Origin of the sequence: Agrobacterium salinitolerans, from assembly GCF_002008225.1 — a bacterium.
GTDB lineage: Bacteria > Pseudomonadota > Alphaproteobacteria > Rhizobiales > Rhizobiaceae > Agrobacterium > Agrobacterium salinitolerans.
Map to the genome: position 1 here is coordinate 95,824 of NZ_MRDH01000002.1, position 17,023 is coordinate 112,846.

Here is a 17,023-nt window from a genome sequence, read left to right on the forward strand (position 1 = left end):
AGTTTGAGTCAGGATATCCAGCCGAGGGGAGGTTGGGAAGGGGGTCACGACAAAGCAAACAAAAATACTCCACTTATCGATTGCGCCGTCCATAAACATGTGCAAAGAACTCAAGATTAAGTGACGCGGCAAAGCCGTGCCGGGTCGTATTTCAGGATAGCGCCATGTTGAATTCCCGCCTTCGTTCCTTCGTTTTCGCCGCCCTCGTGCCCGTCGCAATCGCCTTTGCCGCGCCGGCTGCCATGGCTTCGGACAAAGGTAATCCGGAGGCGAAGCGCATCGTTGCGGTGGGCGGCACGGTGACGGAAATCCTTTATGCGCTGGGTGCGCAGGACCGTATCGTGGCGCGTGACAGCACCAGCAGCTACCCGGCTGACGCCTTGACCAAGCCTGACATCGGTTACATGCGGGCGCTTTCTTCGGAGGGCATCCTGTCGCAGAAGCCCGATCTCATCCTCTCCGAAGACGGTTCCGGCCCGGCCGATGTCATCGCCATCCTGAAGGCAAGCGCCGTGCCTTTCGTCACCGTCGATACGCCGCCGAGCGGTAATGCCATCCCCAAAAAGATCGAGGATGTCGGCGCGGCCGTGGGGCTGTCGGACAGGGCGAAGGCACTGGCAGCCGAGACCAAAGCCGGGCTCGACACGCTCGCCAAAGATGTTTCGGCTGTGCCGGAAAAGGGCAGAAAGCGCGTTCTCTTCGTGCTTTCCACGGCTGGCGGCCGCATCATGGCGGCGGGCAAGGATACTGAAGCGGCGGCGATCATCGAAATGGCAGGCGGCATCAATGCGGCGCAGGAGATCACGGGTTATAAACCACTGACGGACGAGGCGGTCATTGCCGCAGCACCCGATGTGGTGCTGACCATGGCGCGCGGCGACCATGCCGCCAAGGCAGAAGAGATTTTCGCGTTGCCGGCCTTCCAGTCCACGCCTGCCGCCGCAAGCAAGGCGCTCATCAGCATGGATGGGCTTTATCTCATCGGTTTTGGCCCGCGCACGCCCGCTGCGGGCCGCGAGCTGGCAGCTAAGCTCTATCCCGACGTGGTGAAGCCGTGAGCCTTGCCGCCTTGAGTTCCGCTGAAGGCAGGGTTGCGGGCGACAGATCCCGCCAGGGGGTCGTCACCCTTGCCGTGCTCGTCGGCATCCTGCTGTTTGCCTGTGGCGTGTCGCTGGTCAGCGGACCCACGGGTGTCGGCATGTCCGAACTCTGGGCTTATTTCACGGGCGGCGCGGATCAACTCGATGCGCGCGACAGGGTCATTCTCGAGGCGGTGCGCCTGCCGCGTACGGCGCTCGGCATGTTGATCGGTGCGGGACTTGCCGTTTCGGGGGCGATGATGCAGGGTCTGTTCCGCAATCCGCTGGCCGATCCCGGCATTGTCGGCGTCACCTCGGGTGCGGCGCTGTTTGCGGTTGCGGCGATTTCGCTGGGGGAAGGCGCGCTCGCCACGGTTGCCGTGTTTTTCGGCCCGCATTTCCTGCCGCTCATGGCGTTTTTCGGCGGGCTGTTGAATACTTGGGTGCTTTACCTGATCGCCACCAAGGACGGCGCGACCTCCACCACCACGCTCATTCTCGCCGGCATTGCGGTTGCGGCGATCAGCGGCGCGCTGACCGGGCTGATGATCTTCGTGGCGGATGACCGGGCGCTGCGCGACATCACCTTCTGGTCGCTCGGGTCGCTCGGCGGGGCCACGCCCGCCAAGGTGCTCGCCACCCTGCCATTCATCATTGTCGTTCTCGCCATCATTCCCTTCGTTGCCCGCGGGCTCGATGCGCTCATTCTCGGCGATGCCGCCGCCTTTCACATGGGCATTCCGGTGCAGCGGCTGAAACGGATCGTCATTCTCGCCGTTGCCGCCGCCTGCGGCGCAAGCGTGGCGGCGGCCGGTTCCATCGGTTTTGTCGGTATCGTCGTGCCGCATCTGCTTCGCCTCGCCATCGGTCCGTCGCACCGCTTCCTGCTGCCGGCCTCCGCACTTGGCGGGGCGGCACTTCTGCTTCTGGCCGATAGTTTCGCCCGCACCGTTGCGTCACCGGCGGAACTGCCCATCGGCGTCGTCACGGCGCTCATCGGCGCGCCGGTCTTCCTGTTCCTGCTCTTGGGACGCGGCGGGTTTTCCATGCGGAACATGTCATGATCCGGGCTGAAAACATCACCCTCATCCGCTCCGGCCGCAGGCTTCTCGATGCGGTCAGCGTCGATCTGAAGCCCGGCAAGGTCAATGTCATCATCGGCCCCAACGGTGCTGGCAAATCCACGCTGATGAAGGTTCTCTCGGGTGAGATGCGCCCTGAGGCCGGGTCGGTGACCTATAACGATGTCGATCTGCCGGCCTTCACGCCGCTCCAGCTTGCCCGTCTCAGGGCCGTACTGCCGCAGAGCATCCAGCTGGCGTTTCCTTTCACGGCGCTCGAAATCGTGCGCATGGGAGCGGTTGCACAGGGGGCTCGTACGCCGGAGGAACAGGCCCGCCGGGCGCTCGCCAAGGCCGGGCTGCGCGGTTTTGAGCAGCGGTCCTACAACCTGCTCTCCGGCGGCGAGCAGCAGCGGGTGCAGTTTGCCCGGGCGCTGGCACAGGTGCCAAACCCGATGGAAAACGGCGAGGCGCGGGCGCTCTTTCTCGACGAGCCCACCGCAAGTCTCGATATCGGCCACCAGATCGCCGTGCTGGAAACGGCGCGTGACTTTGCAAGCGGCGGCGGGCTGGTGCTCGCCATTCTGCACGACCTCAATCTTGCGGCGGAATTTGCCGATCAACTCATCGTCATGCATGGCGGCCGCGTGACGGCGAGCGGCCCCTCGCTGGAAACGATCAGCGACGAGACGATTGCGCGTGTCTATGGCATCGGCGGTGTCGTCGGCCGGTTGCCGGCGCGGCATATTCCTTACGTGCTGCCGCAGTCGCGCCACCGTTAAGGGCCTGTCCTTCGCTTCAGCTTTCCGGACGGGTGGCGATGAAGAGCGCGGAACCCAGCATGACGACGGCGACGATTGTCGCCCGCAGCGGCGGCGGCTCGCTTAGAAACCAGAAGGCGGCGTAACTGACGGACATGGCAGAAAGTGCTGCGACCTTGGCATTGCGGGCAATTGCGCCGCGTTCACGCCAGCGCCGCAGCGAAGGGCCGAATCGGGGGTGGGCCAGAAGCCATGCCTCGAGTTTTGGCGAGGAGCGGGAAAAACACCAGAGCGCCAGAAGCAGGAACGGCGTGGTGGGCAAAACGGGAAGAAACGCGCCGACAATGCCGGTCGCGACCATCACCCAGCCAAGACAGAGGTATAAAAGGCGCATGCCTAGCCGGTATCATGAGTTCGTCACTCAGGATAGAGCGGCGGGCTCAAAACCATGCGGTCCCGTTGCCGCATGCCCCGGCCACACCACAAAAAATCAGGGGTTTCCGCTATCACATTTGCCGTGATCTGGCCGCTAGGTCCTGTCGCAGACCGCCTTTAGGGTTGAAAGCGTGACGCTCAATCCTTATTCCCTTGGGCCGCGATGCACGGAGCATAACCGGGCCGTCAACAGGAAGAAGAAGGAAAACACCATGGCCAAGCTGATCCACTCGATGGTCCGGGTGCTGGACGAAAAGCGTTCGGTGGAATTTTACAGGCAGGCTTTCGACCTTGAGATCGCGGAACGCGCCGAGTTCGAGAATTTCACGTTGATCTATCTCAGCAATGCAGAGGGTGATTTCGAGCTGGAACTGACCGTCAATCGCGGCCGCGAAGTGCCCTATGCGCTGGGCGACGGTTACGGCCACCTTGCCGTCAGCGTTGCCGATGTGGACGCCGAACACCAACGTTTCATCGACATGGGGCTTTCTCCGGGCAAGATCATCGAAGCCGATTATAAGGGCCAGCCCTTCGCGAAATACTTTTTCATCTGCGATCCGGACGGTTACAAGATCGAAGTGCTGCAACGCGGCAACCGGTTCAAATAAGCTCGAATGGAGACAGGCATGGCGGAGGCAGGCGTGAAACTCGAGGATAGCTGGAAGCGCGTTCTTTCCGGTGAATTCGCCAGCCCCTATATGCTCAAGCTGAAGGAGTTCCTGCTTGCCGAAAAGACCGCCGGCAAGCGCATCTTCCCGAAGGGCGCGGACTATTTCCGGGCGCTGGATCTCACGCCTCTCGATGAGGTCAAGGTCGTCATTTTAGGCCAGGACCCCTATCACGGGTTCGGCCAAGCGCATGGGCTGTGCTTTTCCGTCCAGCCCGGCGTGCGCATTCCGCCCTCGCTCGTCAATATCTACAAGGAATTGCAGAGCGACCTCGGCATTCGCCCGGTCGGTCACGGCTTTCTGGAAAGCTGGGCGAAACAGGGCGTGCTTTTGCTCAACAGTGTGCTGACGGTGGAAGAGTCCCGCGCCGCCTCGCATCAGGGGCAGGGCTGGGAAAAATTCACCGACGCCGTCATCCGCGCCGTCAACGACGAGTGCGACCCTGTCGTCTTTCTGCTCTGGGGCTCCTATGCCCAGAAGAAGGCGGCCTTCGTGGACCAGCGCAAGCACCTCGTGCTGCGTTCGCCGCATCCGTCTCCGCTTTCGGCCCATAACGGCTTTTTCGGCAATGGCCATTTTTCCAAGGCAAACGCCTTTCTCGTGTCCCATGGCCGCCAGCCGATCGACTGGCAATTGCCGGAAACGGTGGGAAGCGACAAAAACCTTCTCTAGACACTCATAAAATACCTTTACGCTTCGCGGTTGTCGGGATTAAAGATAACCGGACTATGAAGTGAAGGATTATGCCCGTGTCTCTCCTGTCTGCCGAAACCTCCGTCTCGCTGTCCGATCCGCTGTCGATCGTCGATGCTTTCGAGGATCATTTTTCCGAGCATATGGAGATGGAACGCGAAGGTGCGACGGTGCGGTTCAAGACCGAATATGGCCATGGCAGCTTCAGCGCCGAGAGCGGCCGTTTCGCCGCAAGGGTCAGCTGCATTTCCGAACATATATTGATGTCGGTAAAGGCGATGGTGGCCGAGCATATCGTCGAATTCTCCGGCCAGACGGGGCTGGATTTCCGCTGGAGCGGCCATGGCGCCGAGCAGCGTGAACTGCCCAATCTTTTCGTCGGCAAGGTTGCCCGCGCCTATAATCTGACGCCGCATATGCGCCGGCTGGTGGTTTCCGTCGAAAGCGGCATCGAAAGGCTGCTGACCGGCGGCATGCATGTGCGCCTGCTTCTGGTGCCGGATCAGGCCCGTGCGCCGGTCTGGCCTTATCTTGCGCCCACCGGGGCGATCGTCTGGCCGGCGGGCGACGATCTTCTCACACGGCGTGTCTACACCATTCGTTCCGGGGATATCGCGCGCGGTGAAGTCGATATCGATTTCGTCATGCATGAGGGTGAGAACATGCCGGGCGCGACCTTCGGCGCGACGGCGAAGCCCGGCGATGTTCTCGGCATCATCGGCCCGAGCGGTGTTTGCCCGGAAGCCGAGCGTTATGTCTTTGCCGGTGACGAGACGGCGTTGCCGGTGATGCTGCGCATGGCGGCCGAAATGCCGGCCGGGAAAAAGCTCAGCGTCTACGCCGAAATCGATGACGAAGCCGAGCGGCAGGAGATCGTCTGCGCGGCCGATGTCGAGTGGACATGGCTTTATCGCCGCGGCAAGCCCGCCGGCACCGCCGGCCTCATCGAAAAGGCGCTGCGCGACCATGGCTGGAGCGCGGATCATGACGGTCTGCATGTCTTTGTCGCCTGCGAAAAATCCGAGGCGAGGGCGGCAAAATCCTTCCTCACCGACGAGATAGCTTTCCCGAAAGCATCGCTGCGCGCCGTCGGTTACTGGACTTTGGGCGCTGCCGACGACCATTGAGGCTGCCTTATCGGGCTCGTTGAACAGTCGAATTTATCGTTCATCATTCGGGAACAATCCGTTCCCGTTGCCCACTCTATGCGCAAGAGCGCTCTTACCCCATCTTTACCCCATGAACAGGGCAGGCCCCAACCGTGAGGCCCGCCAGGCAAAAGGGGTTTATCATGCTCAACCAAATCAAGGGCCTGCACCACGTCACGTCCATGGCGGCGAGCGCGCGCCAGAACAACAATTTTTTCACCGATACGCTCGGCCTGCGCCGGGTGAAGAAGACGGTCAATTTCGACGCGCCTGACGTCTATCATCTCTATTATGGCGATGAGGTCGGCACGCCCGGCTCGGTCATGACCTACTTTCCGTTCCCGCACATCGCCCGTGGCCGTCCCGGCACCGGTGAGGTGGGCACGACGCTGTTTTCCGTCCCGGAAGGATCGCTCGGCTACTGGCAGGATCGTCTTTCGAAGGCTGGCGTGGACGGCCTGAAGGGTGATGAAGCCTTCGGCAACAAGCGCCTGCATTTCGCAGGTCCCGATGGAGACGGTTTCGCGCTGGTCGAGGTCAGGGACGACAACCGTGCGCAATGGATCGGCAACGGTGTCGGCGCGGATCAGGCGATCCATGGTTTTCAGGGTGCGTCGCTGCGCCTTCGCGATGAAGGTACGACGGCCGAGCTTTTGAAATTCATGGGCTATCAGGAAGTGGATCGTCAGGATGGCGTACTGCGCCTCGGCATTCCCGGCGGCAACGGCGCCGACTTCATCGACATCGAGACCATGCCGAATATTTCTGGCGCGCGGCTGGGTGCGGGGTCTGTGCACCACATCGCCTTTGCGGTCGAAAACCGTGAAAAGCAGCTGGAGGTGCGCAAGGCGCTGATGGATACCGGTTATCAGGTGACGCCGGTGATCGACCGCGATTATTTCTGGGCGATCTATTTCCGCACGCCGGGCGGTGTGCTGTTCGAAGTGGCCACCAACGAACCTGGTTTCGACCGCGACGAGGACACCGCCCATCTCGGCGAGGCGCTGAAACTGCCGACCCAGCACGCGCATCTGCGCTCCGTGCTGGAAGAGCAGCTGGAACCGCTTGGGGATGAAAAGACGGTTTGATTGTCAGGGACTTGGCCGCCCGTTTCTTCTCCCCGCCGGGGAGAAGGTGGCCCGAAGGGTCGGATGAGGGGGCACTGATGCCGTATCTCACCGCCCTTGCCCCCTCATCCCGCTGCCGCGGACTTCTCCCCGGCGGGGAGAAGAAACGGGCGCCACCCGCTCGCTCCCCATGATTGCTCCGCTTGGCTGAAGAAGCCGCGTGTATCGTTGAACCTTCTTCCTTCCAGAAAGGATTCTCCCATGACCAGGGACAGCTATTTCCACAAATCCCGCGCCGGCGTTGCCGGTGCACCGCTGTTCGTTTTGCTGCACGGCACCGGCGGCGATGAAAACCAGTTCTTCGATTTCGGCTCGCGCCTGCTGCCTGAGGCGACCATTCTCTCACCCGTCGGCGATGTCTCCGAACACGGTGCGGCGCGGTTTTTCCGGCGCACGGGAGAGGGCGTCTACGACATGGCCGACCTTCAACGGGCGACCGTCAAGATGGCGGATTTCATCAAGGCGAACCGGGAGCATTACCAGGCGGGTCCGGTCATCGGCCTCGGTTTTTCCAATGGTGCGAATATTCTCGCCAATGTGCTGATCGAAGAACCCGGACTTTTCGATGCGGCGGTGCTGATGCATCCGCTCATCCCGTTCGAGCCGAAGATTTCTCCCGCCAAGGCCTCGCGCCGGGTGCTGATTACGGCCGGCGAGCGCGATCCAATCTGCCCGGTGCCGCTGACGAAGGCGCTGGAACAGAGCCTCAAGGCACAGGGCGGCACGGTGGAAACCGTATGGCATCCGGGCGGGCATGAAATCCGCGCCGGCGAGATCGATGCGGTCAGGGGTTTTCTGGCGGCTTATGGGGAATAGGCGTGTGGCTGCACAGGCGTTCTCCGTCTGGCGCGACCATTCCGGCACCATGCCGCTCCCGACAAAACGTCATCCTCGGGCTTGACCCGAGGATGACGGAGGAGGTTGCTACTCCGTCCCTTGTTCTCAAGTGAACTTGTCCAGTCTCGCCTCAGCGATATCCGCATTGCTGCAACTGCGCCTCGTAACGCATCGCCATGTTGGCGGAGCGGCGGGCGGCCTTTTGGACCGCGGAATTGTTGCGCCAGCTGCCCTTCGCATAACCGGCATGGCCGGAATAATAAGCGAGGTAGAGATTATAGGGGTCGTTCAGCGCAATGCCGTTTTCGCGTCGGCTCTTGGCGTGGTACCAGCCGACGAAATGGATCGCATCGGTGAAATCGGTGCGGCTTGCCGACCAGCGGCCGGTTTCGCGCTGGTAAACGCTCCATGTGCCGTCCAGCGCCTGTGCATAACCATAGGCGCTCGACTGGCGTTTCCAGGGAATGAAGCCCAAGAGTTTGGTGCGCGGCGGCCGTGCATAGGGGCGGAAGGCGGATTCGGTGTAGATCGTCGCCATCATGACCGGCACGGGCACGCCGAATTCGCGCTCGGCCGCCTTGGCATCACGCCGCCAGTTGTTGAAGATGCCGTTCCGCTGCTCGAAAATCGCACAGGCATTGGTGACCTGCGACGGTGCGGTGGCGCAGCCGGCCAGGACGAGCATCAGAAAAACAACGGCAGATACGCCACGCATAACGGAACCCTTTCGTTCCGTTATTCTTAAATTGCTAACCATTAACGTCGGGTTTTAAGACAAGGTTAATTCAAATGCCTGACATCGCGCGGCCGTTAACCCGCTGAAAATTCCTGTGGCGGGGATGGGGCAAAACCAGCCGCGCATCGTCGCTTCCTGTCATCTTTCGACTTTTTTCTTCCCCGTGCATCCCCGGTGTCTACCTGCGCGGTAGGCTTGTCTCCATACCGGTCATCAAACGTGCGCGCGGCGCGAGATGGGCGGGGCAGGCGGCCGAGACTGGGGAGTTTCCCAATGTCACGGTTGAGGCGGCCGGCATGTGACCTCCTTCCAAACAGGAACCGGTTTGGCGGGTGCGTTACAGGTTAAAATATCGGAGCCGGGCCGCATCGTCTGCAAACCCTCCAATACCAATCCATGCCCCGCAGCGATGCGGCCCTTTCTCTCCCGCCACGTTGCCGCGACTGTCGCGGCGACGGCATCGACGCATGTCTGAAAATGTGCTCGGTGTCCCAAAAATCAAAACCGATAAAATTGTAGCAATCGGCTTAAAGCGCCTGAAAACAGTGCTGTGCCATTGTGGGATCACAGACGGAGAGCGGCCCTTGCAAGAGGCGCTCCACAAAACAGAAATCGAGACCGGCACAAGCCGGCGGATCGCAAACGGGGTATGAAATGCTGAAGAAGATTATTGCTGCCGCCATCTGCGGGATTGCCGTTGCTTCCATGTCCAACCATGCCGACGCTGCTGGCGCTGCCGGTTTTGCCCGCGGTTTCGCCGCCGTCGAGAAGTCCGCCGTGACGCAGATCGGTGTTTCCGCGCCTGATGGTTTCGACGGCTGCGTTCTTTCAGCCGGCCAGTGCGTCTCTGCCATCGCTGCGCCGCTGACGGTCGAGCGCCGTGAGGAACTGCTGCGCGTCAACCGCGACGTGAACGCCACAATGGGCGCGCTCGACGATTATGTCTCCGGTTTTGCAACCGATGTTCCGGCAACGCCGTCTTTGAGCCTTGGCGATTGCGGTGATTGCGCCGCCATCAAGCGCACGGCCCTTGCCGGCGCCGGCTGGTCCTCCAGCGCGCTGCGCCTCGCCTTTTCGCTGAACAATGACGGATCGCTCGAAAAAGTGCTGATCGTTACCACCGACAAGGGCGATATCGTCCTTGGCAATGCCGTCTTTTCTCCGGCAGAGCGCGAAACCGCGCTTTGACCTCTGGTTCGAGCATCGGAAACAGTTTGCGATCCGATGCTCCATTCTTTCATGCCTGCCAGACTGCGCCGGTTTTCCTGACCCTGTTGGTTCAGGAAGCCGGCGATTTTTTTCGTTCCGCGACGGCAATGCCCGCCAGCGCCATGATGAGTGCGGCTATCTGATACGTGTGCAGCGTTTCGCTGAGCACGAAGACGGACAGCAGCGTGCCGAAGACAGGCACAAGGTTGATGAAGAGGCCGGCGCGGTTGGCGCCGATCTGTTCCACGCCCTTGATGTACAGGATCTGCGCGACGAGTGAGGCAAAAATGCCGGCATAGACCACCAGCACCCAACCCTTCTGATCCGGCCAGACGACGCTGTTGCGGGAGATTTCCCAGAAGACCAGCGGCACCGAGGTGAGGAGCGCGAAGAAGGCGGGGATGGCCATCAGCGTGCGCCAGTCGACGGCCGGTTTCCAGCGCAGAATGACGGTGTAGATCGCATAAACAAGCACGGCGAGCAGCATGACGGCGTCGCCGACATTCATTTCCAGTTGCAGCAGCGAAACCGGATCGCCATGCGAGGCGAGCAGCGCCACACCGGCGATGGTGAGGCAGAAGCCGGCGATCTGGCCGAACAGCACGCGGGTGCGGAACAGTATGAAGTTCAGGACGAAGATGACCATGGGAATGCCGGCCTGGATGACGGCGGCATTGATGGCCGAGGTGTGTTGCAGGGCCGTGTAGAGAAACACGTTAAAGGCGGTATAACCGACACTGCCGAGCACGAAGAAATAGGGCAGGCGCTGTTTCACCACCGGCCAGTCCTTGATGAGTTGCGGCACGGAAATGGCGAAGATGATGGCGACGGCGAAGACCCAGCGCAGGAAGGTGAAGGCCATGGGGCTGATGTGGCCGACGGCCAGCTTTCCGGCAACGGTGTTGCCGCCCCAGCAGAGCGTGGCGATGATGAGGGCGATATAGGCTTTCGAAGGCACGCTGATGTTTCGCTTCTTCAATGGGTGGGAAAACGGAGAGGGGTGGATGGCGGCCTTGCGCCCGCGCTTGGCCCCCACGGGGCGAGATAATGCGGGAAATCCGCGTCTTGTCACGGAAAAAGCAAAATTCTCCATAAGAAACAGGGTCGCTTTCCGTAAAACAACGCAGTATACATTCGCGGGTTTGGGTTTCCCATCGGGTTATCGGGCGTGCAAGCGCCATGAGCAGGAAAGCAAGAAATGACGAATGTTGTGGTGGTCGGCTCGCAATGGGGCGACGAAGGCAAAGGCAAGATTGTCGACTGGCTGTCCGAGCGGGCAGATGTCGTCGTGCGGTATCAGGGCGGCCATAATGCCGGCCATACGCTTGTCATCGATGGCATCAGCTACAAGCTTTCGCTCCTGCCGTCCGGCGTCGTGCGTCCCGGCAAGCTTGCCGTCATCGGCAATGGCGTCGTGGTCGATCCGCATGCCCTGATTGCCGAAATCGGCCGTCTGGAAGCACAGGGCGTCAAGGTCACGCCGGAAAACCTGCGCATTGCCGACAATGCCACGCTCATTCTTTCGCTGCATCGCGAACTGGACGGCATGCGCGAAGACGCGGCCTCCAACAGCGGCACCAAGATCGGCACCACACGCCGCGGCATCGGCCCGGCCTATGAAGACAAGGTCGGCCGCCGCGCCATCCGCGTCATGGATCTCGCCGACATGGAGGCGCTTTCCGCCAAGGTCGACCGCATCCTCACGCATCACAATGCGCTTCGTCGCGGTTTCGGCGCGGCTGAAGTGGCGCATGAGACGATCATGGAAGAACTGGGCTCGATTGCCGAACGCATCCTGCCGTTCAGCGAAACCGTGTGGCTGCTGCTCGACAAGAAGCGCCGCGCCGGTGCGCGCATTCTGTTCGAAGGCGCTCAAGGGTCGCTGCTCGATATCGACCACGGCACCTATCCTTACGTGACCTCTTCCAACACGGTTGCCGGTCAGGCCGCTGCCGGTTCGGGCATGGGTCCGGGTTCCCTGGGTTACATTCTCGGCATCACCAAGGCCTACACCACCCGTGTTGGCGAAGGTCCGTTCCCGACCGAGCTGAACGACGAGATCGGCCAGTTCCTGGGCGAAAAGGGTCATGAATTCGGCACCGTCACCGGCCGCAAGCGCCGCTGCGGCTGGTTCGATGCCGCACTGGTGCGCCAGTCGGTCGCCACCAACGGTATTACCGGCATCGCGCTCACCAAGCTCGATGTTCTCGACGGTCTCGACGAGCTGAAAATCTGCGTCGGTTACAAGCTGGACGGGCAGGAAATCGATCATCTTCCGGCAAGCCAGGGCGCGCAGGCGCGGGTCGAGCCGATCTACGTCACACTGGAAGGCTGGAAGGAATCTACCGTCGGTGCCCGAAAATGGGCGGATTTGCCTGCTCAGGCAATCAAATATGTCCGTCAGGTCGAGGAATTGATCGGGGCGCCTGTCGCGCTTCTGTCGACAAGTCCGGAGCGTGACGACACCATACTTGTGACTGATCCGTTTGAGGATTAATGTCCTCGGCGATCTAGATTCATAAACCATATCGGGCCGGTACGTCGCCGGTCACGACGAGAAAGTGCTTATGGCGGATTTTGTAGCAGTCATTCGCAAGGCCGTGGATGGCTTGGCGAACAATACTCCCGAAAACCGGGCGAAGGTTTACGACAAGGCGCGCAGTGCTGTTGTGCGCCAGCTCGAGAATATGAAGCCACGTCCGCCGGAAGAATTGTTGCGCCGGCAGATCGCCAAGCTGGACGCCGCAATTGCCGAGGTGGACAGCGAATATGCAGAGGCGCTTCCGGCGCTGGAGGAAGATGACGCTGTCTCTCCCGCTGCGGAAGAGACGGCGGCGTCCTATTACCAGCAGGATTCCGTCGACGAAGACGACGCCCGCGCCGCCGAGCCGGCGGAGGATGCAGACCGGGAAGAGGCGCGGCACGAGCCGGTCTACGAAGAACCGGCAGCCGCTGAACCCGCGCAATCCGAGCCGGTTTACGAAGAAGCGGTCGAAGAGGAAGAGCCCCGGCACGCTGACACCGCTGCCGATGAGGAGCCGCATCACGGCGGCCGCGAGCCGGAAGAGCTTTATGATGCGCCGGAAACGGCTCATGCCGCTCACGCTCCGGCACACGGCTCCGACGAAGCCGTCGGCACCTATTTCGTCCGTACGGAAGAAGAGCCGGCTCACCAGCCGCAGGATGACTATGTGGAGCCTGAAACGGCGTCCGCTCCTGCTGATGATTCCGTTCCGTCCCATTGGGCGCAGCCGGTGGATGAGGACGACTGGCGCAAGCTCGAGGACGCGCAGGACGACGATGTGCGTCCGGCCGGAGAGGAATATGAAGAGGTTCGTAACGAGACCGACGAAGGTCCGCTCGTTGCCGGTTATGCCGCTCAGCATTACCAGGAACCGGAGGTAAGCTTCGAGCCGGCCCCTTACGACGAGCATGAGCGTCGCGAGGCGGACGACCATTTCGGCCCCGCCGCCGTGGAGCACGCGCCCGCCTTTGGTGGCCGGCACGATTTCGACGAACATCGCCAGACGGAAGAGCAGGCCCCGAAAAAGGCAGCCGTGGTCGAGGATTTTTCGTCCTATTTCCAGGATGCGGATATCGCCATTCCGCCGAAGGACGCGCCAGCGCTGCCGCGCGCCGATAACGATCTCTTCGGCGATCAGGCAGCGGCAAAGGACAATAAGGAACGCACGCCCTGGGACGATCTGGACGAGTTGATCGGTTATGACGGCGCGTCGTCCTCCACCAGTCAGGCTCCGGGCGACCCGAATGGTGTGGGCGCTGCCGCCGCGACGCCCGCCTATATGGTCAAGAAGAAGCCGCGCCGCAATTATGCGTCGGTGGTGCTTGCCCTTGCCGGCGTGGCGCTGCTAGCCGGCGGCGGTTATGCCGTGTGGATGAACCGCGATGCGCTGAACGATATGGTCGGCGGGCTGGTCAGCTCCGCACAGAACGGCGGCTCAAGCGAGACGGCTTCGAATGGGACGGGTGAGGCGCAGACCTCGACACCGCCGGCGACCCAGCAGCCGCCCGCCACGGGGCAGCAGTCGACGTCCCCGACCAACCAACAGACGCCGGCCCATGGCGATGACGGCTCCGTCACCGGCACCAAGTTCACCCAGCGGCTTCTGGCCGACGGCACAGAGCGTGACGAGGGACCTGCGCCGGGCGCGAACGGCCAGCCCGTTACCGCCGAAGGCCAGTCGGTCTATGAGCAGAATGTCGCGCCGCCGGCTGCGGGCGAGGCTCCGGCCAATAATGCCGGTGCGCCAGCCGGAACGCCTGCCGGCACGCCGGCGCAGCAGCCCGCCGCCGCCGCCGGCGACCGCATGTTCCTTTATGAGGAAGTGCTGGGTCAGACGGTGCCGACCGCCATTCAGGGCAGCGTTTCCTGGTCGCTGCAGCAGGAAAATGACGGCGATGGCAAACCTTCGCCCACCGTGCAGGGTCAGATCAACGTTCCCGGCCGTGGCCTCAGCGCACTGATCACCTTCAAGCGCAATACCGACCCGTCGCTGCCGGCCAGCCATCTGATCGAGATCGTCTTCTCGGTATCGCCCGGCTTCGAAGGCGGCGCTATCGACAGCGTCCAGCGCATCGCGATGAAGAGCACCGAGCAGGATCGCGGCAACGCCCTGATTGCGGTTCCGGCCAAGATCACCGACGATTTCCACATGATTGCGCTCAACGATTTCCCGGATGCGATGAAGACCAATCTGGAGCTTCTGAAGAGCCGCAACTGGATCGACATTCCGGTTTCCTATCGCAATGGCCGGCGTGCGCTGCTGACCCTGCAAAAGGGCAATGACGGCATCGCCGCCTTCGACAAGGCGCTCAGCGAATGGGCGGCGGCAACGCCGGCGACCGGTCAGTAATGATTTAAGGGCGGCTCAGGCCGCCCTTTTCGTTATATGGCTGCGGCGGCGTTTTTGCGTTGGCGGGTGATGGGTGGGTTAGTTGGTGCTGGTGGGTGTGGCTTGCCCCCCTCTGCCCTGCCGGGCATCTCCCCCACAGGTGGGGAGATCGATATGCCGCGAGGTCGCGGCCAACTCAACGGTCAAGGATGAAGCGGCGGTAGAGCGTCTTGCCGATCTCCCTCCTTGTGGGGGAGATGCCGACAGGGCAGAGGGGGTAAGCGGCATACTCCGAAATGCGGATATTTTCCCTACCGCTTTTCCTCCAGAACAATCACGGGTCTCAGAGACAGAGCATTTCCCCGCCCGCCTTTTACAAACAAAAAATCCCCGGCCGAAGGCCGAGGATGATTCATGGTCAGCGCATTGGCGTCGGCGCGTGTCGCCTTACGCATCCACCACGCGCAAGGCGCGCGCAGCTTCCAGCGCTTCCTTCTGCACCGCTTCCTGCACCTTCTCGAAGGCGCGAACCTCGATCTGGCGCACGCGTTCGCGGCTGATGTCGAACTCGGAAGAGAGTTCCTCCAGCGTCACCGGGTCTTCGGCAAGCCGGCGGGCTTCGAAGATGCGGCGTTCGCGGTCGTTCAGCACGCCCATGGCTTTCGCCAGCATGCGGCGGCGGGTTTCCAGCTCGTCCTGTTCGATCAGCACGTCTTCCTGGCTGTCATGGTCGTCCACCAGCCAGTCCTGCCATTGGCCGGACTCGCCTTCGGAGGCCTTGATCGGCGCATTCAGCGAGGCGTCGCCATGCAGGCGGCGGTTCATCGAGATGACTTCTTCTTCCGACACCTGAAGCTTCGTCGCGATTTCCTTGACGTGCTCCGGCTTCAGATCGCCATCGTCGATTGCCTGGATGCGGCCTTTCAGCCGGCGCAGGTTGAAGAACAGACGCTTCTGGTTGGCGGTCGTGCCCATCTTCACCAGCGACCAGGAGCGCAGGATATATTCCTGGATCGAGGCCTTGATCCACCACATGGCGTAGGTGGCCAGACGGAAACCGCGCTCCGGATCGAACTTCTTCACCGCCTGCATCAGGCCGACATTGCCTTCGGAGACGACTTCGCCGATTGGCAGGCCGTAACCGCGGTAACCCATGGCGATCTTGGCGACGAGACGCAGATGGCTGGTGACGAGTTTATGCGCGGCGTCGCGGTCGCCATGCTCGGCATAACGCTTGCCAAGCATGTACTCTTCCTGCGGCTCCAGCATCGGAAATTTACGGATTTCGTCGAGATATCTATTGAGACCGGCTTCGCCGGCTGTAATCGTAGGCAAACTATTGCGGGCCATAAAGCACCCCCTTATCTATGGTCTGGAACGGCACCCTCTTTGGCGTGGCAAATCACCCGCCCGAGGCACACCGTAAGCTGCGGGTCGTTACCGACCCCGCACGAACCCATGTGACAAATATGTACGCGCCCGCCGCGTTTCAAGCGAACGCTGCGTTCACACATACGTTATATTCCAGTCACACCTTCCTTGATCTGTTTAACTTTCGAACGGTAGATTCGTTCCGAGAAGCCACCAAGGCCGGAGCGCACCATCAGTTCATACATCACCCGTCTGCGCATGGGATTGTGCAGGCGCACCACCTTCGAGCCGAGGAACTGCGTTTCGACATGGGAAAGCGCCTGCAGATCGTGATCGGCGGCGATGGCAGCAGCATAGGTGGCGTGAAATTCCCGGTGACAGACATAGGTCTTGTATTTCGTCATGCCGAAGCAGACGAGGCTATGGCCATGGGTGCGCAGAAAATCGGCGACGCCCACCGTCACTTCCGGCCAGGCGGGGTTGAAAGTGTCGTCGAAGACGATGACGCCATGCGGTGCGATCACCTCCATGGCCAGTTTCGCATCGGCCAGCACATGGTGCAGGGTGTGGCCGCCATCAATGCTGAAGAAGCGGGCGGGGCCGATGCGGGAGGTGATATCGGCGGGCGCCAGCCGGGTGCTGTCGCCCTTGATGATGAGGTTCTCGTCCATTGGAAAGTCCAGCCGGCGACCGTTTTCCATAAGGCGCTCATATTGGTCGAGGCTGCCGTCTTCCGGCGGGTCGAGATCGAACAAGTCGACGCCCAGAACCTTTTCCTGCGGCTGCGCGAATTTGCGCAGCAGAAAATAGGATCGGCCGTAATAAACGCCGATTTCCGCCAGGCCGCCATGGAGGCCGCTTTTCGTCTGGGCCTGCAACAGCGCTTTGAAGACGAGCGCATCGGGCGGGTCGATATAACCTTCGACGCTGCGCAACTCCTGAAATATAAACCGGCGGTCTTCGATATTCATGCGATAGATCCCGTCATCATGCCGGTTCCGTTCGGGGCGGATCGAACGAATGGCGTCTTTGCGCTTTATTTGGC

The 17,023-nt window shown here is 61.5% G+C and carries 16 protein-coding genes; 11 read left to right on the forward strand and 5 right to left on the reverse strand.

From position 1 onward, the window contains the following. Positions 1-164 precede the first annotated feature (164 nt). Genes BS627_RS00605 through BS627_RS00615 form a run of 3 tightly spaced genes read left to right on the forward strand, consistent with a single transcriptional unit; the run spans position 165 to position 2,922 of the window. On the forward strand, positions 165-1,058 hold the full coding sequence (locus BS627_RS00605; protein WP_077981394.1) for a heme/hemin ABC transporter substrate-binding protein: 894 nt from the start codon (positions 165-167) through the stop codon (positions 1,056-1,058). Then, the gene (locus BS627_RS00610) at positions 1,055-2,143 is read left to right on the forward strand and encodes a FecCD family ABC transporter permease (RefSeq protein WP_077981395.1); all 1,089 of its coding nucleotides are present in this window, start codon (positions 1,055-1,057) and stop codon (positions 2,141-2,143) included. Before BS627_RS00605 ends, BS627_RS00610 begins: the two co-directional genes overlap by 4 nt. Continuing rightward, a complete protein-coding gene (locus BS627_RS00615) occupies positions 2,140-2,922 on the forward strand; it encodes a heme ABC transporter ATP-binding protein (RefSeq protein ID WP_077981396.1) in 783 nt (260 codons plus the stop codon). Before BS627_RS00610 ends, BS627_RS00615 begins: the two co-directional genes overlap by 4 nt. A 16-nt stretch (positions 2,923-2,938) precedes the next feature. Here BS627_RS00615 and BS627_RS00620 read toward each other — a convergent pair whose 3' ends face one another. Next, positions 2,939-3,295, reverse strand: coding sequence for a YbaN family protein (locus tag BS627_RS00620; protein ID WP_077981397.1), 357 nt, complete (start codon positions 3,293-3,295; stop codon positions 2,939-2,941). Positions 3,296-3,548: 253 nt separating this feature from the next. Between BS627_RS00620 and BS627_RS00625 the strand changes: the two genes are divergently transcribed. From BS627_RS00625 to BS627_RS00645, 5 genes are all read left to right on the forward strand, one after another. Continuing rightward, positions 3,549-3,944, forward strand: coding sequence for a VOC family protein (locus BS627_RS00625; protein ID WP_077981600.1), 396 nt, complete (start codon positions 3,549-3,551; stop codon positions 3,942-3,944). Positions 3,945-3,962: 18 nt separating this feature from the next. Continuing rightward, positions 3,963-4,676 carry a uracil-DNA glycosylase gene (ung, locus tag BS627_RS00630; protein WP_077981601.1) on the forward strand — a complete coding sequence of 238 codons (714 nt, stop codon included), beginning with the start codon at positions 3,963-3,965 and terminating at the stop codon, positions 4,674-4,676. Positions 4,677-4,747: 71 nt separating this feature from the next. Next, a complete protein-coding gene (locus BS627_RS00635) occupies positions 4,748-5,824 on the forward strand; it encodes a siderophore-interacting protein (RefSeq protein ID WP_077981398.1) in 1,077 nt (358 codons plus the stop codon). 164 nt (positions 5,825-5,988) lie between these two features. Next, positions 5,989-6,933 carry a VOC family protein gene (locus BS627_RS00640; protein ID WP_077981399.1) on the forward strand — a complete coding sequence of 315 codons (945 nt, stop codon included), beginning with the start codon at positions 5,989-5,991 and terminating at the stop codon, positions 6,931-6,933. 240 nt (positions 6,934-7,173) lie between these two features. After that, complete coding sequence (locus BS627_RS00645; RefSeq protein WP_077981400.1) at positions 7,174-7,788, forward strand: alpha/beta hydrolase; 615 nt, start codon at positions 7,174-7,176, stop codon at positions 7,786-7,788. A 151-nt stretch (positions 7,789-7,939) separates the two neighbouring features. On the opposite strand, the gene BS627_RS00650 is transcribed toward BS627_RS00645, so the two are convergent. Beyond that, positions 7,940-8,524, reverse strand: coding sequence for a transglycosylase SLT domain-containing protein (locus tag BS627_RS00650; protein ID WP_077981401.1), 585 nt, complete (start codon positions 8,522-8,524; stop codon positions 7,940-7,942). Between the two features lie 675 nt (positions 8,525-9,199). Between BS627_RS00650 and BS627_RS00660 the strand changes: the two genes are divergently transcribed. Beyond that, positions 9,200-9,733 (forward strand): transglutaminase-like cysteine peptidase, encoded by a 534-nt coding sequence (locus BS627_RS00660; RefSeq protein WP_077981403.1) that lies wholly within the window; start codon positions 9,200-9,202, stop codon positions 9,731-9,733. A 91-nt stretch (positions 9,734-9,824) separates the two neighbouring features. Here the strand turns inward: BS627_RS00660 and BS627_RS00665 are convergent, their stop codons facing one another. Beyond that, positions 9,825-10,712, reverse strand: a complete 888-nt coding sequence (locus tag BS627_RS00665; protein ID WP_162520557.1) for a DMT family transporter — start codon at positions 10,710-10,712, stop codon at positions 9,825-9,827. Positions 10,713-10,952: 240 nt separating this feature from the next. On the opposite strand from BS627_RS00665, the gene BS627_RS00670 reads away from it, so the two are divergent. Continuing rightward, complete coding sequence (locus tag BS627_RS00670) at positions 10,953-12,251, forward strand: adenylosuccinate synthase (protein ID WP_077981405.1); 1,299 nt, start codon at positions 10,953-10,955, stop codon at positions 12,249-12,251. Positions 12,252-12,321: 70 nt separating this feature from the next. Then, positions 12,322-14,628 (forward strand): hypothetical protein, encoded by a 2,307-nt coding sequence (locus BS627_RS00675; RefSeq protein WP_165691084.1) that lies wholly within the window; start codon positions 12,322-12,324, stop codon positions 14,626-14,628. A 426-nt stretch (positions 14,629-15,054) separates the two neighbouring features. On the opposite strand, the gene rpoH is transcribed toward BS627_RS00675, so the two are convergent. Further along, positions 15,055-15,957: an RNA polymerase sigma factor RpoH gene (rpoH, locus tag BS627_RS00680; RefSeq protein ID WP_003522581.1), complete on the reverse strand. Its 903-nt coding sequence runs from the start codon at positions 15,955-15,957 to the stop codon at positions 15,055-15,057. A 167-nt stretch (positions 15,958-16,124) separates the two neighbouring features. Beyond that, a complete protein-coding gene (locus BS627_RS00685) occupies positions 16,125-16,949 on the reverse strand; it encodes a class I SAM-dependent methyltransferase (RefSeq protein ID WP_077981407.1) in 825 nt (274 codons plus the stop codon). Positions 16,950-17,023: the final 74 nt, after the last annotated feature.